The 25,864-nt window shown below is 66.3% G+C and carries 22 protein-coding genes and 1 pseudogene; 12 read left to right on the top strand and 11 right to left on the bottom strand.

Translation table 11 applies throughout. The features are described 5' to 3' along the window. Window positions 1-161: 161 nt before the first annotated feature. The 3 genes from CLU86_RS15680 to CLU86_RS15670 are packed head-to-tail and all read right to left on the bottom strand — an operon-like array spanning window position 162 to window position 2,883. The gene (locus tag CLU86_RS15680) at window positions 162-722 is read right to left on the bottom strand and encodes a CinA family protein (RefSeq protein WP_099742255.1); all 561 of its coding nucleotides are present in this window, start codon (window positions 720-722) and stop codon (window positions 162-164) included. Then, entirely contained in the window at window positions 719-1,276 is a 558-nt protein-coding gene (locus CLU86_RS15675) for a phosphatidylglycerophosphatase A (RefSeq protein WP_099742254.1), read from the bottom strand. The genes CLU86_RS15680 and CLU86_RS15675 overlap by 4 nt, the downstream gene beginning before the upstream one ends. After that, the gene (locus tag CLU86_RS15670; protein WP_099743613.1) at window positions 1,273-2,883 is read right to left on the bottom strand and encodes a DUF4139 domain-containing protein; all 1,611 of its coding nucleotides are present in this window, start codon (window positions 2,881-2,883) and stop codon (window positions 1,273-1,275) included. The genes CLU86_RS15675 and CLU86_RS15670 overlap by 4 nt, the downstream gene beginning before the upstream one ends. A gap of 245 nt (window positions 2,884-3,128) precedes the next feature. On the opposite strand from CLU86_RS15670, the gene CLU86_RS15665 reads away from it, so the two are divergent. Further along, window positions 3,129-4,433 (top strand): ferric reductase-like transmembrane domain-containing protein, encoded by a 1,305-nt coding sequence (locus tag CLU86_RS15665; RefSeq protein ID WP_099743612.1) that lies wholly within the window; start codon window positions 3,129-3,131, stop codon window positions 4,431-4,433. A 45-nt stretch (window positions 4,434-4,478) separates the two neighbouring features. On the opposite strand, the gene CLU86_RS15660 is transcribed toward CLU86_RS15665, so the two are convergent. After that, window positions 4,479-6,263: a pectate lyase gene (locus CLU86_RS15660; protein WP_099742253.1), complete on the bottom strand. Its 1,785-nt coding sequence runs from the start codon at window positions 6,261-6,263 to the stop codon at window positions 4,479-4,481. 432 nt (window positions 6,264-6,695) lie between these two features. On the opposite strand from CLU86_RS15660, the gene CLU86_RS15655 reads away from it, so the two are divergent. After that, a complete protein-coding gene (locus CLU86_RS15655) occupies window positions 6,696-7,697 on the top strand; it encodes a TRAP transporter substrate-binding protein (protein WP_099742252.1) in 1,002 nt (333 codons plus the stop codon). Window positions 7,698-7,776: 79 nt separating this feature from the next. On the opposite strand, the gene thiL is transcribed toward CLU86_RS15655, so the two are convergent. Genes thiL through CLU86_RS15640 form a run of 3 tightly spaced genes read right to left on the bottom strand, consistent with a single transcriptional unit; the run spans window position 7,777 to window position 11,186 of the window. After that, complete coding sequence (gene thiL, locus CLU86_RS15650) at window positions 7,777-8,763, bottom strand: thiamine-phosphate kinase (protein WP_099742251.1); 987 nt, start codon at window positions 8,761-8,763, stop codon at window positions 7,777-7,779. A gap of 49 nt (window positions 8,764-8,812) precedes the next feature. Further along, window positions 8,813-9,937, bottom strand: coding sequence for a YbdK family carboxylate-amine ligase (locus tag CLU86_RS15645; RefSeq protein ID WP_099656926.1), 1,125 nt, complete (start codon window positions 9,935-9,937; stop codon window positions 8,813-8,815). Then, the gene (locus CLU86_RS15640) at window positions 9,927-11,186 is read right to left on the bottom strand and encodes a cation:proton antiporter (protein ID WP_099742250.1); all 1,260 of its coding nucleotides are present in this window, start codon (window positions 11,184-11,186) and stop codon (window positions 9,927-9,929) included. Before CLU86_RS15640 ends, CLU86_RS15645 begins: the two co-directional genes overlap by 11 nt. 424 nt (window positions 11,187-11,610) lie before the next feature. Here CLU86_RS15640 and CLU86_RS15635 point away from each other — a divergent pair, with 424 nt between their 5' ends. From CLU86_RS15635 to CLU86_RS23305, 6 genes and pseudogenes are all read left to right on the top strand, one after another. Next, a complete protein-coding gene (locus CLU86_RS15635) occupies window positions 11,611-12,549 on the top strand; it encodes an IPTL-CTERM sorting domain-containing protein (protein ID WP_099742249.1) in 939 nt (312 codons plus the stop codon). A 108-nt stretch (window positions 12,550-12,657) separates the two neighbouring features. Then, window positions 12,658-13,419 (top strand): hypothetical protein, encoded by a 762-nt coding sequence (locus CLU86_RS23085; RefSeq protein ID WP_233195052.1) that lies wholly within the window; start codon window positions 12,658-12,660, stop codon window positions 13,417-13,419. Window positions 13,420-13,466: 47 nt separating this feature from the next. Further along, window positions 13,467-14,102 (top strand): phage tail protein, encoded by a 636-nt coding sequence (locus tag CLU86_RS23315; RefSeq protein WP_199175134.1) that lies wholly within the window; start codon window positions 13,467-13,469, stop codon window positions 14,100-14,102. 145 nt (window positions 14,103-14,247) lie between these two features. After that, window positions 14,248-14,517 (top strand): annotated as a pseudogene (locus CLU86_RS23310) (phage tail protein); the annotation flags it as partial. Window positions 14,518-14,643: 126 nt separating this feature from the next. Further along, window positions 14,644-14,877 (top strand): hypothetical protein, encoded by a 234-nt coding sequence (locus tag CLU86_RS23080; RefSeq protein WP_233195051.1) that lies wholly within the window; start codon window positions 14,644-14,646, stop codon window positions 14,875-14,877. Between the two features lie 100 nt (window positions 14,878-14,977). Continuing rightward, a complete protein-coding gene (locus CLU86_RS23305; protein ID WP_099742247.1) occupies window positions 14,978-15,616 on the top strand; it encodes a phage tail protein in 639 nt (212 codons plus the stop codon). An 88-nt stretch (window positions 15,617-15,704) separates the two neighbouring features. Here the strand turns inward: CLU86_RS23305 and CLU86_RS15610 are convergent, their stop codons facing one another. Both CLU86_RS15610 and apaG read right to left on the bottom strand, forming a co-directional pair. After that, the gene (locus CLU86_RS15610) at window positions 15,705-17,690 is read right to left on the bottom strand and encodes a site-specific recombinase (protein ID WP_099742246.1); all 1,986 of its coding nucleotides are present in this window, start codon (window positions 17,688-17,690) and stop codon (window positions 15,705-15,707) included. After that, window positions 17,687-18,094, bottom strand: a complete 408-nt coding sequence (gene apaG, locus CLU86_RS15605) for a Co2+/Mg2+ efflux protein ApaG (RefSeq protein WP_099656923.1) — start codon at window positions 18,092-18,094, stop codon at window positions 17,687-17,689. The genes CLU86_RS15610 and apaG overlap by 4 nt, the downstream gene beginning before the upstream one ends. A gap of 86 nt (window positions 18,095-18,180) precedes the next feature. Here apaG and rpe point away from each other — a divergent pair, with 86 nt between their 5' ends. Then, window positions 18,181-18,864 (top strand): ribulose-phosphate 3-epimerase, encoded by a 684-nt coding sequence (rpe, locus tag CLU86_RS15600; RefSeq protein ID WP_063462344.1) that lies wholly within the window; start codon window positions 18,181-18,183, stop codon window positions 18,862-18,864. A gap of 45 nt (window positions 18,865-18,909) precedes the next feature. Here rpe and CLU86_RS15595 read toward each other — a convergent pair whose 3' ends face one another. Together CLU86_RS15595 and CLU86_RS15590 are read right to left on the bottom strand one after the other, a co-directional pair. Continuing rightward, the gene (locus CLU86_RS15595) at window positions 18,910-21,096 is read right to left on the bottom strand and encodes a HAMP domain-containing sensor histidine kinase (protein WP_099742245.1); all 2,187 of its coding nucleotides are present in this window, start codon (window positions 21,094-21,096) and stop codon (window positions 18,910-18,912) included. 166 nt (window positions 21,097-21,262) lie between these two features. Then, window positions 21,263-21,961, bottom strand: a complete 699-nt coding sequence (locus CLU86_RS15590; protein WP_099742244.1) for a response regulator transcription factor — start codon at window positions 21,959-21,961, stop codon at window positions 21,263-21,265. Between the two features lie 228 nt (window positions 21,962-22,189). Here CLU86_RS15590 and CLU86_RS15585 point away from each other — a divergent pair, with 228 nt between their 5' ends. The 3 genes from CLU86_RS15585 (at window position 22,190) to CLU86_RS15575 (ending at window position 25,845) form a co-directional block, all read left to right on the top strand. Then, on the top strand, window positions 22,190-23,539 hold the full coding sequence (locus CLU86_RS15585) for an SPFH domain-containing protein (protein WP_099743609.1): 1,350 nt from the start codon (window positions 22,190-22,192) through the stop codon (window positions 23,537-23,539). 2 nt (window positions 23,540-23,541) lie between these two features. After that, the gene (locus CLU86_RS15580) at window positions 23,542-25,065 is read left to right on the top strand and encodes a hypothetical protein (protein WP_233195050.1); all 1,524 of its coding nucleotides are present in this window, start codon (window positions 23,542-23,544) and stop codon (window positions 25,063-25,065) included. 66 nt (window positions 25,066-25,131) lie between these two features. Next, entirely contained in the window at window positions 25,132-25,845 is a 714-nt protein-coding gene (locus CLU86_RS15575) for a phosphoglycolate phosphatase (RefSeq protein ID WP_099742243.1), read from the top strand. Window positions 25,846-25,864: the final 19 nt, after the last annotated feature.

Genomic DNA, 25,864 nt, shown 5'->3' with positions numbered 1-25,864 from the left:
GAAAGCCCCATTGTTCGAATGCGCCTGCACCAGCGTTTGATCTGCCGCAAACCCGCATAGGCACTGGGTTTGCTTGCATCGGTGGGCGCATATGCATGCTCGGTTTTGGCATAAGCGAGGTGCGCGCCGCACCCCCTGAAAGACGCAGCGCGTGGAGCGACTCAGCTGCTTGCGTTGAGCAGCGCGTTCAACCGCTCGCAGGCCCAGTGCAGCGTCTGCTGGCGCACGGCGGCGCGGTCGCCGTCGAAGCGGCGGGTGGCGGTGGTCACGGTGCCGTTCACGTTCCAGCCAAACCAGACGGTGCCCACGGGCTTGTCGGCGCTGCCGCCTGTGGGGCCGGCAATGCCGGTGACGGCCACGGCCACCTGGGCGCGAGAGTGGGCCACGGCGCCTTGGGCCATGGCGCGGGCCACGGGCTCGCTCACGGCGCCGTGCTCGGCGATCAGCGCAGCGGGCACGCCCAGCAGTTCGGTCTTGGCCTCGTTCGAGTAAGTGACAAAGCCGCGCTCAAACCACTGGCTGGAGCCCGCCAGGTCGGTGCAGGCGGCGGCGATCATGCCGCCGGTGCAGCTCTCGGCGGTGGCCAGCATCCAGCCGCGGGCGAGCAGGGTGGTGGAAATTTGGAGTAAATCGGCCTCTGGCGCTTGATGGATAAGCGCAGGAAGCTCACTTTTTGGTAGCAAATCCGCAGCCGGTGCGCTGGGTGAGTTGGCGGCGCTCATGCAAAGAACCTCCACAGCGCAATCACCAGCAGCGTGCAGAAGGCGGCCACAAAGTCGTCAAACAAAATGCCCCAGCCACCGCGCCAGCCAAAGCCTTTGAACAGGCTGTCGGCCCAGCCCACGGGGCCGGGCTTGGCGGCGTCAAAAAAGCGGAACAGGGCGAAGGCCGCGATCTGGCCCGTGAGGCCCATGGGCATGGCCAGCCACAGCACGAGCCAGAAGGCCACGATTTCGTCCCACACGATGGCGCCAGGGTCGGCCACGCGCAGGTTGCGGGCGGCGGTGGTGCAGGCCCACCAGCCCACCAGGGTGCCGCCTGCGATCAGTGCGCCCATCTGCCAGGCATTGAGCCAGGGCTTGAGCACCGAAAACGACATCCAGCCCCACAGCGTGCCCACGGTGCCAGGCGCGATGGGCGAGAGGCCCGAGCCAAAGCCCAGCGCGATGGCGTGGGCCGGGTGGGCCAGCATGAAGGCGGCGCTGGCGCGGCGCGGTGCGCCCATGCCGGGGGCTGCGGGCGTTGGCGTGGCAGGCGTTTGGGCGTCAAAGGTCATTGGCGTTCCTGCACGTCCAGGTCTTTGGCGTAGCGGATGGTGTGCTCGGCGCTGAACTGCGCGGTGGCGCCTGCGGCCAGGGGCTGCTGCCAGGCCACGGTGCCGGGGTTGCGGTTCCAGGCCAGGTCGGTGGGCTGGGGCTGGTAGCGCGATTCGATCTCGATCTTCTCGTTGCGCGACTGGGGTGCTGCGTGCAGCACTTGCAGCGTGACGGGCGTCTTGTGGCGGTTCTCCACCGTGTAGGCGCGGCGGGTGCGGCGCTCGATGCGCGAGCCGGTGAAGCCGGTGCTGCCCGTCAGGTCTTGCACGGGCTCGGCGCGCACGGTGATCAGCTCGTCGCGCCCAAAGGCCAGGCTGCTGGTGCCGTTGGTGCTGGTGGCGGTGGCAAAGTCGATGCGGCCTGTGCCCACAAAGGCGCCATCGCGGTACAGGTTGGCTGTGCCCACGGGCCACACGCCGGGGGGCGGTGCCAGCTCGGCCACGAGGTAGGCGGCCTCTTCCACCGCTGGGGCCGCGCGGGTCAGTAGCGTGGCGGGTGCGGTGTAGTTGCCCAGGGCCAGCGTCACACGCTGGCCGTTGGAGGGCACGGTGATGCGCTGCGGCACCGCAAATTCGGTGGCAAAGGCCTTGTCGGTGCTGCTCACTTCAAAGCTGGGCAGGGCGTCTTCGGCACTGGCGCGGCGTGCCACGGGCATGGCGGCTGGGGCAGGGGCCGACAGGGCCATTGCCGCCATCGGCGGGCCCTTGGGCATGGGCGGTGCAATGTCCAGCGTCCAGGGGCGGGGCAGGCGGCCCTGGGTGGCGCGCCCGGGCTGGCCGGTGGAGAGGGTGAGCTGCACATTGCTCCAGTCCTCGCCACTGTTTTGTGCCACCAGGGCCTGACGCTCCAGCAGTACGCTGGGTTTGGCGGCGTCCAGCGTGGCTCGGTAGGTGGGCTGCCAGCCGGTGCCGCGCACCTGGTAGGACAGGCGCAGCTCGGCCTCGCGGTCGGTGGCCAGCGTGACGGTGACGGAGACCACCTGCGCGCGCTGGCTGGCCGTGCGTTCGCGCTCGGCGGCCAGGGGTTTGAGGGCCAGTTCCAGCGCCTCTTGCTTGCGCTGCAGTTGGTGGGCGCGGGTTTGCGACTCTTGCGCCGATTTGCGCAGTGCGTCGGCGGTGGCTGCGATCTGTGCGGGTGTGGTGGCTTGCAGGCGGCCTGCGGGTGTTTCGGTGCCGGCTCCCCCTGTCGCTACGTTCTTCAGGTAGCCATCGACCAGTTGCAGCGAGGCGGCTTCGGCCTTGATGGCGGCGATCTGGTCTTCCAGCTCGCGGATGCGGCCATCGAGCGGGCTGGCGCAGGCGGCCACCACGTCGCGGTCTTCGGTGCGCACATTGAATTCGCCCACGCGCACGGCGGGGTCGGCGTTGATCTGCAGGCTTTGCGCATCGAGCGACGCGGGCAGGCAGCCCAGCGTGATGCTGCGCGCGCCTGCAGGCACCTTGGCCACGCGCTCGACCGTGGCGCTGCCGGGGTACACGGTGACGCGGGCAATCCGCGAGGCGGTGTCTTGCGCCAGCGCCGGGGTGGCGGCGGCCCACAGGGCGACCAGTGTGGCCAGGGTGGTCATGGCGGCAGGGGGCAAGGGGCGGGCAGGGGTGGTGTGCTTCACGGCGGGGCTCCTGGGAGGGGCAGAGGGGCAAAACGGCGCAGGCGCTGCGGCGCGCGCTTTGCGGTGGGTGGAATGCTAGCAGCGTGGGGCCGCTTGCCAACGCTGGGGCGCAACGCTTTACGGCTTGTTTATGTTGGGTTAAGGCGCCCTTCATCCCCTGGGGCTATGGTGGCAAGACCGACAAAACAAGGACACGGTCGATGATGAAAAAGGTTTTGGGAAGCACGCTGGCATTGGCGGTGCTGTTGTGGGCCATGGCCGTGCCGTGGCAGGATCCAGCGACGCCGGTGATGAATGTCTGGTGGTGGCGCAACCAAGTGCTGTTGCTGACCGGGCTGGGCGCCTGGGCGCTGATGTCGCTGATCATGGTGCTGTCGCTGCGGCCCGCGTGGCTGGAGCGGCCGCTGGGCGGCATGGACAAGGTCTACCGCCTGCACAAGTGGGCGGGCATTGGGGCCATCGTGCTGTCGCTTTTGCACTATGGAACGCAGCTGTCCAAGAGCCTGCTGGTGGCCTGGGTGGGCCGCCCTGTAAAGGCCCCGCGTGCTGACTGGTGGCTCAACACCTTCCGCCATTTGGCGGAAGAGATGGGCGAGTGGGCGGTGTGGTTCCTGGCGGCCATGCTGGTCATCACGCTGTGGCAGCGGTTTCCGTACCACGTGTGGCGCTACCTGCACAAACTGCTGGCGGTGGTGTACCTGGTGCTGGCCTTCCATGCCGTGGTGCTGGTGCCGCCCGAATGGTGGGCGCAGCCTGCGGGCGCGTTCGTGGCCGTGGCCACCCTGGCGGGCGTGTTGTGCGCCGTGCGTTCGCTGGCCGGGCGCATTGGCGGCAGCCGCCGCCATGCGGCGCAGGTGGTGGCGGTGCAGGCCCACCCCAGCGGCGTGGTGGAGCTGGAGTGCCAGGTGCAGGGCGCCTGGAAGCACCAGGCCGGGCAGTTTGCCTTCTTGACCCTGCAGGCGGGCGAGGGGCACCACCCCTTCACGCTGGTCAACGCCGATGCAGGCGATGGCCGAGTGCGCTTTGCCATCAAGGCGCTGGGCGACTACACCGCGCAGCTGGCCCAGCGCGTGGCCGTGGGCCAGTCGGTGTGGGTGGAGGGGCCTTATGGGCGGTTCGACTTCCGCCAAGACCGCGCACCCGAGCAGGTGTGGGTGGCGGCGGGCATTGGCGCCACGCCGTTTGTGGCGTGGCTGGAATCGCTGGTGGCTGACCCGGCCCGGGCCCCCGTGGTGCAACTGCACTACTGCGTGCGCCATGCGGGCGAGGCGGTGTTTGCCCAGCGCATGCAGCAGCTGTGTGCGCAGTTGCCCAGCGTGACGCTGCACGTGCACCACAGCGACGCTGCGGGCCCGGTGGCCGCCGAGGCTTTGCTGGCCAGCGCCGGGCCGCAGGCCAGCGTGTGGTTCTGCGGGCCGCAGGGCTTTGGCCAGGCGCTGCGCAGCGCCATGCAGCGCCTGGGACGCAGGCCGCGCAGCTTTCACCAAGAGCTGTTCCAGATGCGCTGAGGGCGAGCCGCGTCGCACGGCCCGGTACGGATCAGGCCGCTGGTGTCAGGCCACGGGCGTCAGGTAGGCGATCAGGCGGCCCATGCGGCGGATCCACTCTGAGGTGACGATGAACTGCGGCTTCTCGCGCTTCACGTAGGGCTCGATCTCGGGTGGGTTGTCGGCCGGGTAGGGCGAGGTGTCGTACACATCGCCCACATGCTTGCTGCGGTAGGCCGTGCCCGTGTAGGCGGTGCTGGGGCCGTCTGCCTTGTAGGGGTTGACGATCTCGGGCACGGGCGAGGTCCAGTAGTTCTTGGTGCCCAGCTCGGTGAGCAGCGTCTGCACCTCGGTGTCTGGCACGGTAGGCGTGGCCATCACGGCGCCAGCGAACAGATCGGGGAAGTCCACCTCGCGGATCGAGAAGTACTTGGGCAGCGCGCGGGTGCCGGTGGTCTTGAGCGGTGACTTGGCCACCATGGCCGCGATCTCGGCGCTCGTCATCGCGTTGAGCTTGTTGTAGGTGGCCTCCAGCGTGGCGATGTTGATGGTGCGGCCTGCCGAGTAGTGGCTGATGGTGTTGGTGTAGTCCTTGTCGGCGTAGTAGGCGCCGTTGTGGATGTTGGAGCCGTAGCGGTGCATGTACAGCCCGTCGTTGGTGCCCAGCTCGATGAAGGTGGGGTGCGTGCGGCCCCCGGCGAGCAGCGGGTTCTTGGTGGCCGCATCGGCAGGCAGCGGGCAGCTCTTGAGCCAGGCAATCGCCTCGGGGATGCGGGCCAGGTACTTCTTGTCGCCCGTGAGCTGGAAGTAGTTGAACAGCTGGTTGATGTTGGTCTGCGTGGTGTGCGTGGCCAGCGAGCGGGGCTCGTAGCTGCGCGCACCTGCGGGCGCGCCTGCGGGGCGGCCGCCCGTGGGGCGCGAGAGGTGCTGCAGGCTCCAGCCCGCCTGGGGGCCGGGCTGCTGCATCAGGCGCATGCATTCCATGGCGCGCTCGATGTTGCTGATCAGGCGCGTCTCGCCCAGGGCAATCACGCACAGGGTCAGGAACTTGATGTTCTCGCCCATCACGTCGTCGTTGAAGGTGACGTGCAGGGTGTAGTCGCCATCGCCCATGCCCGCAATGCCGCCGGGCGGAATCTGCCCTGCATTGGGCTGCGGCATGCTGCTGACCGAGCCAGGGAAGTGGGGGAAGCGCTGCGGCCAGCCACCGTTGGCAATGCCGTATTCAGGCCCAAACTGAGACTTGACCATGAAGTCGATGGCCTTTTGCAGCGGCGCCAGAAAGCGAGCGTCGCGCTTTTCGAGGTACATGCGCAGCATGAGCTGCGAGGCCACGGCGGTGCCTGCATCGTCAAACGTGGCGTTGCCGTAGTAGTGCTGGAACTCTTCGAGCCGCCAGCCGTTCTTGCCAATGGTGTCGTACCACTTCTTGAGCGACTCTTCGCCCGCAAAGTCGTGGATGTAGTTCCACCCGCCCGAGCTGTGCTGCGCGGCCGCGATGGCCAGGGCGGTGCGCTCGGCGGCCTGGTAGTAGCGCTCGTCGCTGGTGGCGTGGTAGGCGTCCAGGTACACGTGGCCCACCGAGGGCGTGCCGGGCGGCTGGATCCAGCACATGGTGCGGTAGGCCTCCATCTCGCCAAAGGTCTGCTTCAGGTCGGGCGAGTACGACCACACGTAGCCGCCCTGGTAGGACACCACTTCGTCCATGTACTGTGCTGCGCGCTTGAGGCCCGCGGCCGCTTCGGCCTTGGCGCCGCTGAACTCCACGCCCCCATTGCTGCCCCCGCCGCCGCAGGCGGTCATCAGCAGCGGTGAAAGGGCTGCGGTCAGGGCAAAGTCTCTGCGCTTCATGTGTCTGTCTCCTCATTGAATGGATGTGTGCCTGGGGCAGCCCGCCAGGGGGGCGCCACAGGTCCGGTCTGGATGCCGAGGTTGTGTGGACATTACTTAGAGAAATGATGTCGTACAACAAGAGGCGATTCTCTGGAGTTTGATTTGTCACATGAATGGCGTTTACCCGTATGGCTGGTTAGCAAATGTTGCTGAAAAATGGGATGCATTCGCAGATGAAATGCTTGTCGTCTCTCTGAAAAATGAAACGAAGCGGTATGCACTGAAAAAGTGTCAAAGGAAAATTGCAAACTGAAAAGCCGGTGGCGTGGGTGCCTTCCATCCCGCAATCGGTATTCAGTGATGTGCAAATTGATATGACATCGTACTAATAAGTAATAGCCGAGGATGGTTCGCCCAAGGGGGTCGAGCCCACAAAAAAGGAGTGAGGAGATGACACACCAACTGCTGCGGCAGGCCCGCCAATGGGCGGCCCCGCTGGCGCTGGCGCTGGGCCTGGCCTGCGCCGTGGCGCCTGCCAGCGCGCAAACCAAGCTGCGGGCCTGGAATATTCACCCCGACGGCTACCCCGTGACCGAGGCGATGAAGAGCTTTGCCGACCAGGTGAACAAGGGCACGCAGGGGCGTTACCAGATCGAGGTGTTCTCCAACGCCACGCTTGGCGACCAGCCCAAGGCGGTGCAGATGCTCAAGAGCGGCGAGATTGATCTGGCCGAGTTCAGCTCGGGACCGCTGTCCGACGCGGTGCCTGGCATCAAGGTGCTGAACCTGCCCTTCCTGTTCACCGACTCGGCCCACATGTTCCGCCACCTGGACGGCAAGCTGGGCGAGCGCTTTGCCTCCAACCTCAAAGGCGCTGGCTTTGTGGTGCTGGGCTGGTACGACGGCGGGGCGCGCTCGTTTTACTGCGCTGGCCGCAGCCCGAACAATCTGCGCGATCTGGCGGGGGCTTCCATCCGGGTGCAGCAGTCGGAGATCTACATTGAAATGGTCAAGCTGCTGGACGCCAAGCCCGTGCCGCTGCCCTTCAAAGAGGTGATGGCCGGATTTGAAAAGGGCACCATCGACTGCGCCGAGAACAACATGCCGTCGTACGAGGCGACGGGCCACTACAAGGTCGCCAAAAACGTGTACGTGACCAACCACGTGGTCTCGCCCGAGGCGCTGGTGGTGTCGGCCGCGCTGTGGGGCAAGCTGTCAGAGGCCGACCGCAAGGTCTTTCAAGACGCCGGTGGAAAATCGGCCCTGCTGATGCGCGAGCTGTGGAACAAGCGCGTGGCCCAGGCGCAGGAGACCACGGCCAAGCAGGGCGCGCAGTTTGTGCGGGTCAAGGACGTATCGCCCTTCGTGCGCCGCATGTCGCCGCTGTACGGCAAGTACATGAACGATCCCACCACGCGCGAAGAGCTGCTCAGCATCATCGCCAACAAGTGAGGGCGCGGGGGGGCGAGCTGCCCGCTGCGCACGGATGCGCGTGCCGATCAGCGCACCCACCTGCACGCTGATGGGTGCGTCAGGCGAAGTGATCGAACGAGGCGAAGCGGTGCTCCACTGGCTGGCCCTGTGCATCCACCAGCCGCAGCCCGGGCTCGGCCTGCACCTGGCCAATGCGTGCCACGGGCGTCTGGCTTTGCGCGGCGGCCGCCGCCACGGCGGCGCGGTGCGCTGGCGGGGCGGTGAACACCAGCTCGTAGTCGTCCCCGCCTGCCAGCGTGCACTGGTGCAGCAGCGGTGCGCTGGTTTGAGTATCAAATAGGCCTGTGGCGCTTGATAAATAAGCGCTAGCAGCTATCAATTTGATAGTTTCATGGGTGTGAATGCACGCCCCCACGCCCGAGGCCTTGAGGATGTGGGCAAAGTCGCCCAGCAGGCCGTCGCTCACGTCCATGGCGCTGCTGGCAATGCCGCGCAGCGCCAGGCCCAGCGCCACGCGGGGCGTGGGCCGCTCCAGCCGCAGGCGGGCCTGGGCCAGCAGGTCGTTGGGCAGGTGGATGTGGCCCAGCAGGGCTTCCAGCGCCAGGCGCGCATCGCCCAGCGTGCCGCTCACGTAGATGTCGTCGCCCGCCCGCGCGCCGCTGCGCAGCAGGGCCTGGCCCGCAGGCACCTCGCCAAACACGGTGATGCAGATATTGAGCGGGCCCTGCGTGGTGTCGCCTCCCACCAACTCGCAGCCGTGCGCATCGGCCAGCGCCAGCAGCCCGCGTGAGAAGCCCGCCAGCCACGCTTCATCCACCCGGGGCAGGGCCAAAGCCAGCGTGAAGGCCATCGGCTTGGCGCCGCAGGCGGCCAGGTCCGACAGGTTGACGGCCAGCGCCTTGTGGCCCAGGGCCTCAGGGTCCACATCGGCAAAGAAGTGGCGGCCCTCGACCAGCATGTCGCTGCTGATGGCCAGCTGCATGCCGGGGCGCGGGGCCAGCAAGGCGCAGTCGTCGCCCACGCCCAAAGCGGCGTGGCGCACGGGGCGCGTGAAGTAGCGCGCGATCAAGTCAAATTCACCCATGCTCCGATTGTCGATGGGTTGGGGCTGCAACAGTCGATCCGTCGGGGGCTCAGACCGGCACGCCGCGAAAGCGCTGCGCTGCTTGGCGGCTGACCTCGGCCAGCAACTGCTCTTCGCGCTGGCGCTCGCGCAGCCAGCGGGCATCGTTCTGGCCCGCTTCGGTCTCGGTGCGCAGCAGGTGCAGCGCGTTGGCGGCGCCTTGCACGGCGGCGTGGCCTGCAATCTGGTTCATCGTCTGCAAAATGTGCTCGCGCAGCGGCATGTGTTCACCCGTGGCCGGGTCCACATACACCGCGTCCAGCCCAAAGCGGCAGGCCTGGAAGCGGTTGTAGGTGTAGACGAGGTAGTCGTCCTCCTGCGGCATGAAGGGCTGGTCGGCCAGGAACCATGAGCCCAGGGCCTGCACGTAGCCTGCCAGCGCGGCAGCGCGCTCGATGGTCAGGGGGGTGTCGAACACGCGGATTTCGATGGTGCCGAATTCGGGCTTGGGGCGAATGTCCCAGTAAAAGTCCTTCATGCTTTTCACGACCCCGGTGCGGGTCATCTTGTCGAAGTACTGGCCAAACGCTTCCCAGGTCAGCACAAAAGGTGCGCGGCCCGACAGCGGGAACGCGAACACCGAGTTCAGCCGCGCCGAGTCAAATGCCGTGTCTTGCCCCTGCACATAGGGGCTTGACGCGGACAGTGCGATGAAGTGCGGGATGTAGCGCGACATGCGGTGCAGCATGAGCAGCGCGGCGTTCGCGTCGGGGCAGCCGATGTGCACGTGCTGGCCGAAGATGGTGAACTGCTTGGACAGGTAGCCATACAGCTCCGACAGTTCGCGAAAGCGCGGCTTGTCGTAGATGCGGCGCTCGTGCCACTGCTGGAACGGGTGCGTGCCACCGCCCACCACGGCGATGTTGAGCTTGTCGGCGCTTTTGACCAGCGCATCGCGGATCGGCGTGAGCTGGCCCACCACTTCGCTGGCCGAGTGGCAGATGCCTGTGGAGATTTCGATCATGCTGTTCGTCATCTCGGGCACCACGCTGCCGGGCAGCGGGGTTTTCTTCATCAGGCGCAGCATGTCCTCGGCATAGGGGGCCAGGTCGTAGTCGTTGGTGTTGACGAGCTGCAGCTCCAGCTCAACGCCCAGCGTCAGCGGTTCGGAGTGGTGAAAGGCTTCAAGACTCATGGGACTCTCCGTTGCGGCCACCGCGCAGCAGCGGTGCCCAGGGTTTCGAGCTTTCGCCCGCACGGTAAATGGCCACGGTGGCAATCACGGCGCCCAGCACCTCCATCAGCAAGATGGCGGGCAGCGCCACGCTGGCAATCTGGTAGCCGGTGGAGGGTGAGGCGACCACGAACTGCGAGGCAATCAGCAGCGCAATGGATGACATGGGCGTCATCGCGCAACCCACCCACAGCGCCTGGCGCCAGCTGGCACCGCTGCCCACATTGCCCACCGCCACGCCCAGCGCCTTGGCCAGCAGGCGCACGGCAATCAGGGCCAGCACCAGGCCTGCGACGGGGCCGCTCCAGTCGGCCTGCGCGGCCACGGTGGAGACCAGCACAAACATCAGCATGGTGAGCAGCGAGGACGCATTGCCCAGCTGCCGTGGCCAGGCCCAGGGCCGGGGGTTGAGCTGCTTGAGCAAAATGCCCGCCAGCAGCGCCGCCAGCGGGGCCGAGCCGCCCATGTGGGCCGCTACTGCCGTGCCTGCGGCAATGAGGGCCAGCAGCAGCATGGAGGTGTTCTCGCTCGTGGGGCTCATAAAGCGCAGCGCCGTGCGCAGCACCAGCGCCAGCACTGCGGCAACAATGATCGACACGCCCAGCACCACCACAATGGGGTACACGGTGCTCATTAGCGTGGCGCTGTGGCGGTTCATCTGCTCAGACCAGGCCGAGCCCAGCGTGAGGGCGTACAGCGTGGAGAGCGTGGCCAGCACCACCGCGCGCTCAGTCACCGGGCCGGCCGCGCGGGTGTCGGCCACCACGCGGGTCAGCACTGCAGGCGACGCGGCCAGCGCCACCAGGGCCAGGGGGCCGGCCACTTGCGCGGGCTGGTCCAGCCACAGCAACATCCCATACACCGCGAAGTACGTCAGCGTGGATTCGGCAATGCTCTGCACCAGCACCATGGGGTTGTGCCGGAACCAGCGCAACGAGATGCGCCCACCGCACTCAAACAGCACGATGGCAATGCCCAGCTCCAGCAAAAACAGGCCAATGCCCTGCAGCGGCCACACTGCCCCACTAAAGCCCGCCAGGCCCGCTGCCGTGCCGACCAGCGAGTAGCCGAGCACTTTGGGCAGGCCCGAGTGCCGATGCACCAGATAGCCCACCATGGCCGCCACGGCCAGCAACAGCGACCACTGCACGGTGGGCAGCCCCGCCGAGGGTCTGAGCCATTGGGCCCAGAAGCTGAAAAGTTCGTTCATATCAGTCGCCTTGACAACGGGGTGGCAGTTGCCCGCCCGAGGGAGAAAGAAAGCCCGCCACTTTGCTCCTCACCACAGGCTTGGCGTTGGTGCGCGCCAGCACTGTTCTGGTATGTGAAGAGGCGGCGGGTTCTGAGGGCTTGAATTTACGGAAAGACACATTCGCTCGGTGTAGGACAGGCCCTGATTTGTGCTGTGCCTCTTCGATCAATCCATGGGTGCTGCTGGACTGCTGCAGGTGCGTTGCAGCACTTGCGCAGTTTTTGTTTTGCGTTTCAAAAAGCCTGCGATATAAAAGTTTTCCTTTGCAGACCGCCTTTGTTGCAGCCTGCCACTTCGTGTTTTGAGGTGGCTTCAGGCTGCATCGCCCCCGCGTTATTCGCACCGGTGGTTGCACGGTTTCTGCTTTAACTTTTGACTGTTCATGAAGCTTTTCAATGTGGCTGGCCGCAGGCTGGCAGGGCCTCTTTTGCTCTTTGCGGGTGTGGCTGCCGTTGGCTCTGTGCAAGCCGACTGGGTGTTGCCTGTGGGTGCTAGCGTGCAGCTGGGGGGCGGCTCGGCCCGCTTGGGCTGCACGGATTTGCAGTTGGCTGGCGCGCTCTCGTTGTCCGGGGGCTCTGCCGGATCGGCCCGCAACGTGCAAGTGGCTGCAGGTGCGCAACTGAATGTGGGGGCTGGCACGGTCGATTTGGCCCAGCAGTGGGTGAACCAAGGCACGGTCACGGTTACCACTGGCGGCGTCACCCGAGTGGCCTCTGCCGGGTGCCCTGTGGTGGGCCCTGCGGGGCCTGTGCAACTGGCGGCTCCTGTGCCCATCGCGGTGCCATTGCCCGGCGGCAGTGGAGGTGCTGCGCAAGTGCTGGTCAGCGGCACGGGCAGTTGCACCGTGGTGCCTGGCAGTGTGCAAATTTCCAATAGCGCCCCCGCGCTGCCGACCAATGCGGCGACCCCACTGGGTGTGCTGCGCTTCAATGCGGCAGGTTGCGCTGGGGCCTCGGTCACCGTGCAAGTCACCTACCCGGCCGGGAGCCTCTCTGGGCTCACGGTACGCAAATACGGACCCTTTGGCCAGCCGGCCCAAACAGGCTGGTTCAGTCCTCCGGGGCTGTCTGTCAGTTCTGGCGCCGGAGGCGATGTGGTGACGTACACCGTGTCCGACAACGGAGATGGCGACAGCGACCCGACGGTGGGTGCGATCAGCGATCCGATGGCTCCGTTGTCGCTGGGGGCTGTAACGCCGGGCAACGTCCAAGCCGTGCCCACCCTTGGCGAATGGGGTTTGCTGATGTTGGTGGGGTTGGTAGGGATATGGGGAATGCGGAGCTTGCGCGCACGCAGGGCTGCAGAAGCCCCAGCCCCCTGAGAATTTTTCTGAGGCTATTTCATGACATTTGTTTTTTCTCGATCGGCCCATGCCCTTGCGGTTCTTGTCGCCCTGGGAGGGGTGAGCACTTTGGCAGTTGCTGCAGACATGACCTTGACCCCCGCTGCGGGCAGCGCGACCATTATTCAATCGGCTGCTGGGGCTGCGGCCCTGCGGGTGCAGTCCAATGGAGAGGTGCAGTTGCCCGGCATTGCCGCCACACCCGCCGCAGGCACCACGGCGGTGTGCCATGACGCTAACGGCACGCTGGGCCGTTGCGACCCTGCCGCCTTGGCGGGCACGCAAGGCCCGGCAGGGCCTGCTGGGCCAGCGGGAGCTACAGGGCCTCAAGGTGCTGCGGGTGTGCAAGGGCCTAAAGGCGACGCCTGGATGGTCAATGCCACGGCAGAGGCGGTTGGGGCGAACTGCGCCTCAGGTGGGTATCGGCTGGATGTTGGGAAGGACGCCAACGCCAACAACGTACTGGATGCAGGAGAAATCACCAGCACCCGCTATGCCTGTAACGGCGCCCAAGGCGTGCAGGGTGTACAGGGCATTCAAGGCCCTCCTGGCGCAGGCGGAGTGAGCGGGGTGACCGAAGTGCACCACGGGTGCTTTGACGCTGCAGGCACTGTGGCCTCTGGCTCGGGTTACAGCGTGGTCCTTGCCTCGGGGGTGTACACGGTCAGCTTCAGCCCAGCGGTGGGCGCGGGCAACTACAGCTTGATGCTGGATGGACGCACCAGCACGGGCCGTGCGCTCGCCTTGGCCTCGGGCGGGAATCCCAGTGCTGGTATCACTCTCACCCCCGGCTGGCTGGACGCTGGTGGGGAGACCATCCAACGTATTTGTTTTTGGCTGGCGCGTTGAGTGGAGCGCCCGACGCAGTGGACGGTGAAAGTTGTGAGAAGTGAATCATGAAAACGTTGACGATGCATAAGTGGGTGAAACGCCACTGGCTGCAATGCGCTACGGCTTGGGGGGTGGCTGTGGCAGGAGTCGTCATAGCTCCGGTGGTTAGTGCCCAGGAACAGCCAATACTTGGGCAGTTGATGCTCACAGGGGCCCCTTTTTGTCCTAAGGGTTGGGTGTACGCTAACGGACAGCTTTTGTCGGTTGCACAAAATCAGACTTTGTTTGCTTTGTTGGGCACTACGTATGGCGGCGATGGCGTCAGAACGTTTGCCTTGCCCAATTTGCAGGGCCGCGCAGCGGTGCACCAGGGGGCGGGCCCGGGGCTGTCCTGGCTGGCGCTCGGCCAAACCTTGGGACTTGAGCGGACGGCGTTGAGCGTCTCAAACTTGCCTGCGCACTCCCACTCCCAGTCTCTTTCTGCAGGCACCAGCGCCGCCACCCATTCGGCACCCGCTGGGCGTCAGTTGGCCCAGTCTCAGAACGCGGGTATTTACGCCGACGCTAGTGGGACGACGGTGCCGTTAGAGGCGGGTAACACGGGGGTGACGGGATCGGGGGCCGCTCTAGACATTCGCAGTCCGGCGTTGGTGATGAACTGGTGCATTGCCACCGTTGGTGTCTACCCCCAGCGCGACTGATCCGCTGTGGCTGTGCGCGGGCTGCGCCCACGCAGTGTCCAAGGCTCTTTCTGGGAGGCAGGTCTGGTAGACCCAGCGGCGTTGTGCCAACCGGCCCACGGGTGTGGAGCCTGCGGTGTGCTTTATTTTGGGAAGGTGAATCAGTATGCGTGATGGGATGATGCGTCATTGGGTGCCACGTGCCCTGGCCGTGGTATTGGCCGTGGGGGCGCTTGGAGGTGGGGCACTGGTGCATGCCCAATCTGCGCCGTTGCTAGGGCAAGTGATGCTCACGGCGGCGGGGTATTGCCCGGTTGGGTGGCTGCCTGCCAACGGCAGTATCTTAGACATTGGCCAGCACAACGAGCTCTATTCGCTGTACGGGACTATGTATGGTGGCGATGGCCAGAACACGTTTGCCTTGCCTGATCTTCGAGGGCGTGCGCCAGTGCATTTGGGGCGAACCTCTCAGGGCACCGTGCTATCCCCGGGCCAGAGGGTGGGGGCGGAGCAGGTGCAGCTGCAGGCCTCCCACCTGCCAGCGCACAGCCACACGCTTGGCATGGCTGCGACCACCAACCCTGCCACCCATTCGCAGCCGGCCTCGAATCGCATGCTGGCGCAGGCCCAGAATGCAGGAATCTATGCCGATGCGGGAGGCGCCACCACCCCGATGGCAACCCAGAGCCTGAGCACGGGTGCCGCGGGGGGCAATACCCCTGTGGACATTCGCAATCCAACGATTGTGATGATGTGGTGTATTGCGACCCAAGGCATGTATCCCACCCAGCAGTGATTGCGCGACGGCCTAGCGTGGTTGCCGCGTTTGATTCGTGCTGGCGCGTAGAAGCACAGCACTCGGCACATTGGATGGTAAATATGGTGAGAGGTGGATCATGGAAACGTTGAGCGTGCATAAGTGGACGAAACGGCACGAGCTGCAGTGCGCCAGGGCTTGGGTGGTGGCTGCGGCGGCCATCGTTTCGGTTGGGGCGGTACATGCGCAAACAGATCCGTTTCTTGGGCAGTTGATGCCCATAGCAAACAGTTTTTGTCCTAAGGGGTGGGTGGTGGCCAACGGACAGACTATGTCGATAGCTCAAAATCAGGCTCTGTTTGCTTTGCTGGGCACCACCTATGGCGGCAATGGCGCGTCAACGTTTGCAGTGCCCGATTTACGAGGTCGCGTAGCGGTGCACGAGGGGCAAGGCCCGGGGCTGTCCCCGCTTACGCGTGGCCAGACATTGGGGCAAGAGGAGATCAGGTTGAGCGCTTCGAACATGCCAGAGCACTCCCATTCCCAGACCTTCTCCGCCAGCACCAGTGTCGCCACCCATTCGGCGCCTGCTTCGGGTCGTCAGTTGGCCCATGCCCAGAATGCGGGCATTTATGCCGATGCCGGTGGGGCTGCCACCACCTGGGCGGCTGGGAACACGGGGGTGACAGGCTCGGGGGCACCGCTGGACATTCGCAATCCCATTACGGTTATCACTTGGTGTATTGCCACCACGGGTACCTTCCCCCCGCGCCCTTAGTGCAATTGGCCTGTGGTTGTCGCACGCAGTCGGCATCTGGGGAACGCCCAGAATGCAGGCGACGATGTTGGCATGCCGTTTTGCTGCACTACTTGGCAGTGGCAGGCTGTGGTGGGGGGCGGAAGAAGTCCTGCGGTCGCCGACGCAGGCGCGCTCGAATGGCCGCGTAAATGCGCGAGCGGTCTACCCCGCTCACGCTGCGCGCGCGCATGGCCAGGTTGAAGGCCAGGTAGAAGCTCACGCCCACGTTGAGTGCGCCCAAGAGCGGCAGTGTGGCGACGGCCCACCAGAAGGAGGGCTGGTGCAGCACATCCAGCCCCAGGGTGGCGCTGGCGGCGGCAATCTGCCCGGCCGACAGCGTGACGTGCCGCACGTCCAGCCCCAGGCCAAAGAAGGTGGCAATCACCGGCACCAGGCCCAGCATGAAGCCCAGCGAAATGTTGGCCGCAAAGCCGGAGATGTTGTCGCGCAGGAAGTGCGCCCAGCGCGCGGCCCGAGGGGCTCCCAAAAAGCGGGTGATGCGTGGGTTGTACTGGATGGCCGAGTCCAGCCGCGCCAGCACAAACCAGTTTTCTGCCCAGCCCGCAATGATGCTGGAGGCAAACAGCAGCACCCCGGTGAAGGCCGCAAACAGCACCGAAGGGCCGAGCAGGTGCAAGGACTCCAGCACATGCTCGGCCTGTTTGGTGTTGATGGGCGGCTGGCCCAGGGTGTGCAGCATCAGCAGCGCAATGCCCAGCACCACCGGGTACACCACCAGCACGTTGCCCAGCACGGCGGCCACTTGCGAGCGCACCAGGTGGGTGATCTCGTCCACAAACGATTCAATGGCGTCGCCTGTGCCCAGTTCCTTGAGCTTGGCGGCCATGGCGGGGGCCGTCATGGCGGGCTGTTTGGTGGCCACGGTGAAGTGCAGCAGTTGCACCAGCACAAAGCTCACGGCGTAATTGAACCCCGCCCAAAAACCCGCCCAGAAGGCGGACAAGGCCAGTGCATACAGCGCAAACTTGGCCAGGGTGGTGAAGGCAATCACCAGCCCGCCGCCCGCCGCCTTTTTGACCATGGAGCGGTATTCGGCCGCCGTGCGGGTGATGTAGTGCTCGCCCGTCTCGGCGCTGCGCTCGGCCACCTTGGCGGCCACTAACGATGAGTTGGACGCATACAGCGCCCGCAGGCTGCGCCGCTCTTGCCCCACCTGCACCAGCGAGGCCATGAGCTTGGCGGCCGCAGCGGCGGGTTTGGGCGAGAGCAGGCAGTCCAGCAGCAAGCGCACACGCAAAATGCGCTCGCGCAACTGGCGCAGGCGAAACACCAGCCCCACCGAAATCCCGTTGTCTTCAAAGTGGGTGTACACCGTGGCTGCGGCGGCGCGGCAGGCCTCCAGCCGCTCGCGCAGGCGCTGCGCGGCTTCGTTGAGGCGGTCGGGTGTGCGCAGGGCGTGCTGCACTTCCACGCGCAGGCTCTCCACATCGCTGATGAGGGCATGAAACGGCTGCGCATCGCGCGCGGCTTCGCTCATGCGCAGCCGCAGCTCGGGGGCAAAGCCGGTCGAGAGAATCTGGCCCGCGCAGTACGTCATGGCGTTGAGCAGGGCCCTGTGCCAAGGCGAGATGCCAGTGCCCTCTGCGGGCGCCAGCAGCGCTGCCAGGCGGTTCAGATGGGTTTCGTCCAGTGCAGACACCCATTGGGCATCGAACTCGTGCGGCAGGGCCAGTACGAACAACTCCGAGGCATCGATGGTTTCTGGCGTGCCGGGTAGCCATTTGGTGCGCAGGCGCACCGCCAGCTCGCTGACCAGTGCGGTGCGCGGGGCAAAGCCAAAGTCGGCCAGCAAGGTGGTGATGTCAACGGTGTCGATCAGCCTGGCCCACCAGGCCTGCAGGCGGGCCTGCAGCTCGGGGCGCGCCTGCACGGCGTCCAGAAACAGCTGAAACCGGGCCACCGCACCGGGCACCGAGTCGCGCTGGCCGCGCACCCAGTCCAGCAGGTGGATGAGCCAGAGGTGGCGGTGGGCCAGGTCGGCCTGGGGCTGCAGTGCGGCCAGGATGCCGGCCAGGTCGTCGGGGCGGCTCAATGCAGCACCCTGGTGCCCAAGGGCTGGCCCGAGGGTCCGTGCTGGATGGCCTCCAGCACAAACAAGGGCACGGGCGTGTCGAAGGGCTCGCCGTCTTCCGCCACGCAGTGAAAGGTGCCGTGCATGGTGCCGCTGGAGGTGCGCAGGCGGCAACCGCTGGTGTACTGAAAGGCTTCACCGGGCTTGAGCAGGGGTTGCTGGCCCACCACGCCCAGGCCTTTGACTTCTTCGGTGTGGCCGCGGGCATCGCTGATGATCCAGTGGCGCGAGATCAGCTGTCCGGGCGCATCCCCCGTGTTGGTGATGGTGATGGTGTAGGCGAAGCTGAACACCTCGCTGTCTGGCTCCGATTGCTCGGGCAGATACTCGGGCAGGACTTCCACCGCAAACTGGTACTTTGACATGGGCCGGATGGTAACCGTGGCGGCCCATTTGCGGGGGCTTGCACCCCTGTAAAACCCCAGGGATCGAGCTTTGCGACAATCGGGGGATGAGCCGCACCTTCCAAATCGCCCCCTCGATCCTCTCTGCCGACTTTGCCCGCCTGGGTGAAGAAGTGCGCAACGTCATTGCCGCTGGCGCAGACTGGATCCACTTCGACGTGATGGACAACCATTACGTGCCCAACCTCACTTTCGGCCCCATGGTGTGCCAGGCCCTCAAGCCGCATGCCAAAACGCCTGCGGGCGTGGCCGTGCCGATCGACGTGCACCTGATGATCCAGCCGGTGGACGCCCTGGCCGCCGCGTTTGCCGACGCGGGTGCGGACTACATCAGCTTCCACCCCGATGCCTCGGGCCATGTGCACCGCAGCATCCAGGCCATCCGCTCCAAGGGCGTCAAGCCGGGTTTGGTGTTCAACCCCGCTGAGCCGCTGGATGTGCTGGACTGGGTGATCGACGACATCGACCTCATCCTCATCATGAGCGTGAATCCTGGCTTTGGCGGCCAGAGCTTCATCGACTCGGCCCTGCGCAAGATCGAAGCCGTGCGCAAGCGCATCGACGCCTCGGGCAAGGACATCCGCCTGGAGGTGGACGGCGGCATCAAGGCTGACAACATCCGCCGTGTGGCAGATGCGGGCGCCGACACCTTCGTGGCGGGCAGCGCGATTTTTGGCAAGCCTGACTACAAGGGCGTGATCGACGCCATGCGCGTGCAACTGGCTGCATAAGGGCCGCTTGATGGCGGGCGGGGTGGCCCACCACGGCTGGTGGGGCTACCCCAGCCGTTGAAACGTCAGCACAAACGCCACGCCACCTTCGGTGTTGCGGGCATTGATGGTGCCGCCCATCTTGGCCATGTAGGTCTTGGCCACAAACAGGCCCTGGCCCCGGTGTTCGCCCTTGCCCAGCGGGGTGGGGCTGTCCGGGTCTGATACACCCAATTCAAAAATCCGCTCCAGCAGGTCTTCGGCAATGGTCGAGCCCTGGTTGTGCAGCGTGGCGCTGGCCGTGGATTCCGACGCGGTGAGCGTCAGCCTGATGGGGCTGCCTGTGGGGCGATAGCGGTCGGCATTGCGCAAGATGTGGGTCACCACGTCTTCGAGCGCAAACTCATCGGCCCGCACGATGACCGGGCCAGGGTGGCTTGGGCCCAGGTCGTACACCACATCCAGAATGCCTGCAAAGTGGGCGTTGTCGGCCACGTTGCGCAAGAAGGCATCCAGGTCCAGCCGCCCCTCGGGCACATCGGCGGCCTGCAGCGCTTCGGCGGGCGATGCCGTGCCATACAACACATGGATGGCCTGCTGCATGCGCTGCACATAGCGGTGGCCGGGGTCTTGTGGGCCGTTCAGCGCCATCAGCGACTGCAGGGGCGACATGATCTCGTGCCCTACGGCGTGCCACATGTCGCGCTCTTGTTGGGCGCGCAGCTGCTCGCGCTGCAGGTCGTCCTTCACGCGCTGCAGCAGGTCGGCCAAGCCACCGGCCAGAATGCCCAGCTCGTCCGAGCCGCGCAGGTCCGACACATCCAGATCGCCCAGCCGGGGGCCGGTGTGGCCAGGCTGCACGTTGTACGACACGGCGGCGGCGCGGCGGGTCAGGGCCGTCACGCGGCGGATCAGGCCCACCTCCACCACCAGCCAGGCCAGCGCAATGGCGCCCAGCATGGCACCCAGGTACCACGACAGGCGCGTGGCCACAGCGGCCAGGCCTTGCTCCACGCCGCGCAGGTGGCCGGTGAAATTCACCACGTAGTTGCCCGTGGGCGTGTCCAGAATGTCCAGGGCCGTGGGGGCGGCGGGCGTGGCTGCTGCCGGGCCCACGCCTGCGGCTTCCAGCGGCAGCCAGCGGATCAGGCGCAGCAGCCAGGGGGCTGAGGGATCGGCCTGCACTTCGACGCCCTTGAGGGTGATGGCGCTGGCTTCGTCGCTGCCCATTTTGCGGATCTGCACACGCTCACCCGGCAGCAGACTGCGCGAGAGGTCGCCCAGCGATGCGGCCAGTTGCGCGCCGGGTGCGTCGCTGTCGAACAGCGGTTTGGTGTCCTCGCCCGGTGCCAGCATCTCCACCCGCACCCGCATCTGCCCCAGGTCTTCCGGCGGCCAGACCAAGCGCTCGTCCTTGCGAAACAGCGCTTCGCGGAACAGTTCGACCGGCAGGCGGATGGAGTAGTGGGTGCGGCGCAGGCAGTCAGTGGTGGTGGCCTCGCCAGTGGGCGAGCTGGCCGATGGGGGGGGCAGGTCGCGGCACTGGCCGTTTTGCCACAGCCAGCCGCGAAAGTCGCGCACGGGCCGCGCGCGGGCGTCGAGCTGCGGCGTGCCGTTGTCCACAAACCCCGTCAGGCGCCCGCGCACGGCCGCGCTGCCCTGTGGGGGCATGGCCTCATACGGCGCAATCCAGCGGTAGGTGGCACCCCGCATGTCCAGGGTGATGCGTGCACGGTGTGCCTCGGCGGGCACCAAGGCGCCGCGCTCGCGGGGCGTCAGCTCGCCCGCATAAAAACTGCCCACCAGGTAGATGAAGCCGCCCGCATAGGGGTTGTTGCCAATCGCCGCGCACACCGAGGCGCCATCGGGGTACTGCACGGAGCAGCCCGCCATCTCCACAGCCTGTTGCGATTTTTGCGGGTCGTCAAAGTCGATGGCCGCGTAGGGCAGCAGCAGCGGCGCCAGCGGCGTCACGCCCTGGCCGAGGTGGCTGGCGTTGAGCAGCGCCAACTGGCCCGAGGGGTGGCGCAGCCGTGCCATGACCTCGGCCTGGCTGCGCACAAACCCATGCTGGTAGGCCTGCCAGGCGCGCTCCTTTTCGTCCTTGAGCACCACCACGCTCAGCGCCACCGTGGCCAGTGCCAGCAGCACAAACACCCCGCGCACCAGAATGCGCAGGCGGAACGCGGGCAGGCCCAGGCGGGGCATTTCCAGACGCGATATTTCAAGTGCGGGGTGCAGTAGGCGTTTCACTCCATTCCTCTCGCGTGAAAGTACCGTGCAGGGCTGCCAAAACTGGCATGGCCCAGGCCAGGGCCGCCGCGCAAGGGCCGCCCCGCCGCGCTGGCGGCGTCCCCCTGCCCGCATTGCGCAGCAATGCGAGAGCGGGGGGAAGGCCCGCAGGGCCTCAGGGGGGTGTTCACTTTACCGTCCAGCGGAACCCGCGCATGGGCACGTTTTCTATTCCCTCAAATCCAGGATCGACTTCACGCAGCGCCTCGCGAATGGTGCTCACATGCTTGCGCACGTTGTCACGATTGCGCCCGCTTTTCACCACCTCGAACAGTTCGTCATACGACACCACCTCGCCACTGCGCTGGTGCAGCGTGGCCAGGATGCGCTGGGCCGTCAGTGGCAGGTTGATGCGCTCGCCGCGCCAGGTGGGGGTGCGTTGCCACAGCGGGTCCAGCACCAGCGCATCACCCACGGGGGCGGGGGGCGCGCTGGCTGGGGCCTGGGCTTGTGTGGTACGCAGGATGTCGAGAAAGGTCTCGATGAAATCGGCCTCTTCGAACGTGGTTTTCTGCAGGTAGTCCCACGCGTCCAGCGCCTTCATGATGCTGCGGTAGATGGCCGCGGGCATGGCGGACACCACCAGCACCGGCGTGCCCTGGCGCAGCTTGTTGATGGCGTTGATGAGGGCCACGCCCGCATGGCGCTCGCGGCCCAGTTCGATGTCCAGCACCACCGCGTCGTAGTGCTCGCGGGCCAGCGCGGCCTCGGCCTCGTCGCGGGTGAACCACTGGTCGATGACGATGCCGCTCTTGGCGCTGCGTATCCACCCGGCCAATTGGTTGCTGGTGGGCAGGTCGTCTTCGATCACGGCAATGCGGGTCATGGGCAGGGCGGGCAGTAGAGGGTGGGCAGATTATCCCGGTGGCCGGTTCTGGCCGGTGTGAGTTTTTCTTCCGGGGCCGGAAGGTTCGTGCGGGCGGTGTGAGCGCATTGGGGGCCGCGCTGCATTGTTGCTTCCGGGGTGGATCCGAACAATCGGTCCTCAATGAGCAAGCCACAGCGGCAGCTCAGAAACGACAACAACACCGAACCAACCCGAGAGAGAAACACCATGAAAGCCACCTGGAACCGCATCGTGCAGACCCTGAAGGGCCGTCGCTCTACCCCGTTGTCCGAAGCAGGCACGGAGCCCGTGCTGGACGCTGAATCGCAAAGCCCTGTGGCAGCCGATGCACGCGGTGCCGATGCCCCTCGCCTGAACTGGGCTTACCTGCTGCCCACCGCCCGCACCGTGCGCTGGCTGACCGCTGGCGCGGTGGTGGCGGCCGCAGGCTTGATGGTGTACCGCAACCCCCCGGTGCAACACCTGGCGCAAGGCGACCTGGGTGTGCGCCTGAACCAGTTCACCGGCGCGGTGAGCCTGTGGCGTGATGGCAGCGTGTGGGTGGTGCCTGGCCTGCACACGGTGCGCGTGTTCTCTTTGCGCGACCAGAGCTACCGCCCTGAAGCCATGCGCCAGGCCACGGGCAGCGCGCCGCTGCAGTCGGTGGAAGGCCTGTCGCTGGGCCTGGACCTGAGCGTGCGCTACGCTCTGGACTCCAACTCGCCCTCCGTCAAGGCCGGCAACCTGCCCGACAACGTGGGTGTCGACATCGTGGAGCCCGCGGTGCAGGGCCTGGTCTACAAGGTGTTTGCCCGCTACACAGTGCGTGAAATCTTCTCGTCCAAGCGCGCCGAGATTTCGCAAATCATCGAAACCGAACTGCGCGCCCGCCTGGCCGCTGATGGCGTGACGCTGCGCAGCCTGCAGATCGGCAAGGTGGACCTGCCCGCCGAGTACCGCCGGGGCATGGACAGCCTGCTGGCCGAGGAGCTGGCCTCCGAAAAAATGCGCTACACGCTGGAGCTGAAAGACAAGCGTGTGCGTGAAACCGAACTGGACGCCAACGCCGACAAGGTGCGTCGCGAAGTGGCCGCCGAAGCCGCCGCGCGCGAGCAGGTCATCGCCGCCAAGGCCCAGGAAGAAGCCATGAAGCATGTGCTGCCCTTCAAGCAACGCCAGATCGAGCAGCGCCAGCTGGAGGCCGAAGCCGAACGCGTGGCCCGCGTCAAAGCCGCTGAAGGCAGCGCCCAGGCCCGCCGCATCGAAGCCAACGGCGAGGCCGACGCCCGCCAGAAGCTGGCCGAGGCCGAGGCCTACCGCATGGACCGCGTGGGCAAGGTCAACGCCGAGCAAATGGCCCGCGAAGGCGCGCTGGTGACCAAACACCCGCTGCTTATCCAGAAGACGCTGGCCGACAAGCTCTCGGACAAGATCCAGGTCATCATCGCGCCCCCGCCCACCAATGGCGACTTCATTGGTGCCGCGCTGCTAGGCGGCAACCGGAACGCCCAGGCCGGGGCCGCACAGGCTGCTGCCGTGGCCGACGACGCCACCACCACCCAAGCCGTGGAGCAGTGAACATGAACGCCACCTTCGCAACTTTGCTGGCAGCCGTCGCCAGCGCTGCAGTGACCGTGGCGGCCGAGGCCGCCCCCCAGCCATCGCCCAGCGCCCAGGGCAGCGCCATCGTGGTGCAAGACCAGGCCAGTCTGCGCGCAGCACCGCGCGATGGTGCCCAGCAGCAGGCCAGCCTGTGGCAGGGCGAAGTGCTCGAAGTGCGCGGCGAACGCCTCGACTATTTGCAGGTGTGGGACCACAAGCGTGAGCGCGGTGGCTTCATCCGCGCCAGCGATGTGCGCCGCGTGGCCCTGACCGAGGCCGAAGGCCCCGCGCTGCTGGCCGTGATGCGCTTTGTGCAGGACACCCCGGGTGCCGAGGCGCTGGGCATTGGCCTCACCGCCGCTTACCTGCAAGCCGCGCCCGCCAAGGCTTTGGCGGGTGTGGAGGGTGCCCAGGCTTTCGATGCCCTGGGCACCTTTGCCGACCGGCTGGCCCGCCGTGCCTCGGTGGCCGTGCCGGGCAAGGCCTCGGGCGCCACGTTGTCGGCCCACCTGGATGTTGCCAATGGCTACGGCGTGCGCTTTGCCACCTACGAGGTCGAAGGCCGCATGCAGGTTTGCTACGAGGGCGAGGCCTTTCGCCGCCTGCTGGCCATGCCCGTGGCCGATGCCGAGCAGCGCGCCCGCGCCGTCCTGGCGCTGACCCGCCCCGAATGCATCAACCCCGACCTGCCCGCACACGAGCGTGCCAAGGTCACCACCTGGCAGGCGGAGGTACTGGAGCGCGTGGACGTGGCGGGCCTGCCTGGCTACCTGCGCAACCGCGTGCAGATGCGCCGCGCCAGCGTGTGGGGCGCCGCAGCCTTCCAGCAAGCCCGCAAGAACGCAGCCGACCCGGCGGTGACCGCAGCCGCCGCACGCGCCCTGACGGAATTCACTGGCGTGAGCAAGGCTGACCTGCCCGACGAGGACCAGAGCGCCTACAACGACGCTGCCATGCGCGTGAGCGCCGTACGCTGGGCGCTGGTGCCTGCTGCGGCGCCTGTCGCGACTGCCGCCGGAGCCCGCCCCACGCTGCTGACCGAACCCGGCGCCCCCGGCGAAACCTGCGTGCTGCTGGTGGACGTGCAGCACAGCGCCAAGGCCCCGCTGCTGCGCCGCTGCACCTACGGCGTGGTGTGGACTGCATCGGCCAGCACCAACCGCGAAGGCACAGCCTTGGCCCTGGCCGTGCAGCCCATTGAAGGCTGGCGCGAGCTGTGGGTGCTGCGCAAAACCGAAGGCAGCTGGCTGGCCGATGTGCTGCCGCCCGCCGCTGCCACGCCCGAGACCGGTGTAGCCGAATGGGCGGGCTGGGTGCCCGGCGGCCAGCAGATGCTGGTGGCACGCGAAGCCCGGGGCCAGGGCCGCTACCGCAAGAGTTTTGAGGTGGTGCGGCTGGAGGGCTTGACCACCGAGCGCGTGACGGGCGATGTGGCAGCGCTGCCCTTGTTCCAGCGTTGGCAAGACCCAGCGTGGAAGCGGCAGACGCTGAGCTTGCGCTGAAGTGTGTGCAGAGGTGAGCGTGTTGGCTCTTTAAACTTGGCGGTCTTTTTCATCAGAGCCCGTCCCATGCCCGATCACGCCACCGCCCTGTCTTCTATGCTGTCCCGCACCGACGCCGTCATCGTGGACCTGGATGGCACCATGGTGGACACCATGGGCGATTTCAACGAGGCGCTGAACCGGATGCTGCGCGACCTGGGCTTACCTGCCATCGAGGCCGAGTGCATCGAGAGCATGGTGGGTAAGGGCTCGGAGCATTTGCTGCGATCTGTGCTCAATCATGTGCTAGCGACCATGGATAAAGCGCAAGCAGCTATCAAAACAGAAGCATTATTTCCCCAGGCCTGGGCCAGCTACCAGCGCCATTACCTGGAGATCAACGGCAGCTATTCGGCGGTGTACCCCGGTGTGGTGGAGGGGCTGACAGCCCTGCACAGCGCGGGCCTGCGCATGGCTTGCCTGACGAACAAGCCGTTGTCATTTGCGCGGCCTTTGTTGCAGGCTAAGGGGCTGGCGGGATTTTTTGGCAAGGTGTTTGGGGGCGACAGCTTTGAGCGCAAGAAGCCCGATCCGCTGCCCCTGCTCAAGACCTGCGAAGCGCTGGGCAGCCAGCCTGCGCGCACGCTGATGGTGGGCGACTCCAGCAACGACGCACAGGCCGCCCGTGCTGCTGGGTGCCCCGTGGTGTTGGTGACCTATGGCTACAACCATGGCCAGCCGGTGCGCGGGGTGGATGCCGATGGGTATGTGGACGCGCTCAGCGCATTGCTTGGCAGTTGATGCGGATAGCGCTGTGGCA

Source organism: Acidovorax sp. 62 (genome assembly GCF_002754495.1).
Classification (GTDB): Bacteria; Pseudomonadota; Gammaproteobacteria; order Burkholderiales; family Burkholderiaceae_C; genus Acidovorax.
Note: the sequence above shows the minus strand (reverse complement) of the source record. Positions and strands in the feature narration are given on the sequence as shown.

Excerpts from the sequence above, each read along its gene's own strand:
- CLU86_RS15680 (WP_099742255.1), bottom strand. The coding sequence starts at position 722 with ATGAGCGCCGCCAACTCACCCAGCGCACCGGCTGCGGATTTGCTACCA.
- CLU86_RS15675 (WP_099742254.1), bottom strand. The coding sequence starts at position 1,276 with ATGACCTTTGACGCCCAAACGCCTGCCACGCCAACGCCCGCAGCCCCC.
- CLU86_RS15670 (WP_099743613.1), bottom strand. The coding sequence starts at position 2,883 with ATGACCACCCTGGCCACACTGGTCGCCCTGTGGGCCGCCGCCACCCCG.
- CLU86_RS15665 (WP_099743612.1), top strand. The coding sequence starts at position 3,129 with ATGAAAAAGGTTTTGGGAAGCACGCTGGCATTGGCGGTGCTGTTGTGG.
- CLU86_RS15660 (WP_099742253.1), bottom strand. The coding sequence starts at position 6,263 with ATGAAGCGCAGAGACTTTGCCCTGACCGCAGCCCTTTCACCGCTGCTG.
- CLU86_RS15655 (WP_099742252.1), top strand. The coding sequence starts at position 6,696 with ATGACACACCAACTGCTGCGGCAGGCCCGCCAATGGGCGGCCCCGCTG.
- thiL (WP_099742251.1), bottom strand. The coding sequence starts at position 8,763 with ATGGGTGAATTTGACTTGATCGCGCGCTACTTCACGCGCCCCGTGCGC.
- CLU86_RS15645 (WP_099656926.1), bottom strand. The coding sequence starts at position 9,937 with ATGAGTCTTGAAGCCTTTCACCACTCCGAACCGCTGACGCTGGGCGTT.
- CLU86_RS15640 (WP_099742250.1), bottom strand. The coding sequence starts at position 11,186 with ATGAACGAACTTTTCAGCTTCTGGGCCCAATGGCTCAGACCCTCGGCG.
- CLU86_RS15635 (WP_099742249.1), top strand. The coding sequence starts at position 11,611 with ATGAAGCTTTTCAATGTGGCTGGCCGCAGGCTGGCAGGGCCTCTTTTG.
- CLU86_RS23085 (WP_233195052.1), top strand. The coding sequence starts at position 12,658 with ATGACCTTGACCCCCGCTGCGGGCAGCGCGACCATTATTCAATCGGCT.
- CLU86_RS23315 (WP_199175134.1), top strand. The coding sequence starts at position 13,467 with ATGAAAACGTTGACGATGCATAAGTGGGTGAAACGCCACTGGCTGCAA.
- CLU86_RS23080 (WP_233195051.1), top strand. The coding sequence starts at position 14,644 with ATGGCTGCGACCACCAACCCTGCCACCCATTCGCAGCCGGCCTCGAAT.
- CLU86_RS23305 (WP_099742247.1), top strand. The coding sequence starts at position 14,978 with ATGGAAACGTTGAGCGTGCATAAGTGGACGAAACGGCACGAGCTGCAG.
- apaG (WP_099656923.1), bottom strand. The coding sequence starts at position 18,094 with ATGTCAAAGTACCAGTTTGCGGTGGAAGTCCTGCCCGAGTATCTGCCC.
- rpe (WP_063462344.1), top strand. The coding sequence starts at position 18,181 with ATGAGCCGCACCTTCCAAATCGCCCCCTCGATCCTCTCTGCCGACTTT.
- CLU86_RS15590 (WP_099742244.1), bottom strand. The coding sequence starts at position 21,961 with ATGACCCGCATTGCCGTGATCGAAGACGACCTGCCCACCAGCAACCAA.
- CLU86_RS15585 (WP_099743609.1), top strand. The coding sequence starts at position 22,190 with ATGAAAGCCACCTGGAACCGCATCGTGCAGACCCTGAAGGGCCGTCGC.
- CLU86_RS15580 (WP_233195050.1), top strand. The coding sequence starts at position 23,542 with ATGAACGCCACCTTCGCAACTTTGCTGGCAGCCGTCGCCAGCGCTGCA.
- CLU86_RS15575 (WP_099742243.1), top strand. The coding sequence starts at position 25,132 with ATGCCCGATCACGCCACCGCCCTGTCTTCTATGCTGTCCCGCACCGAC.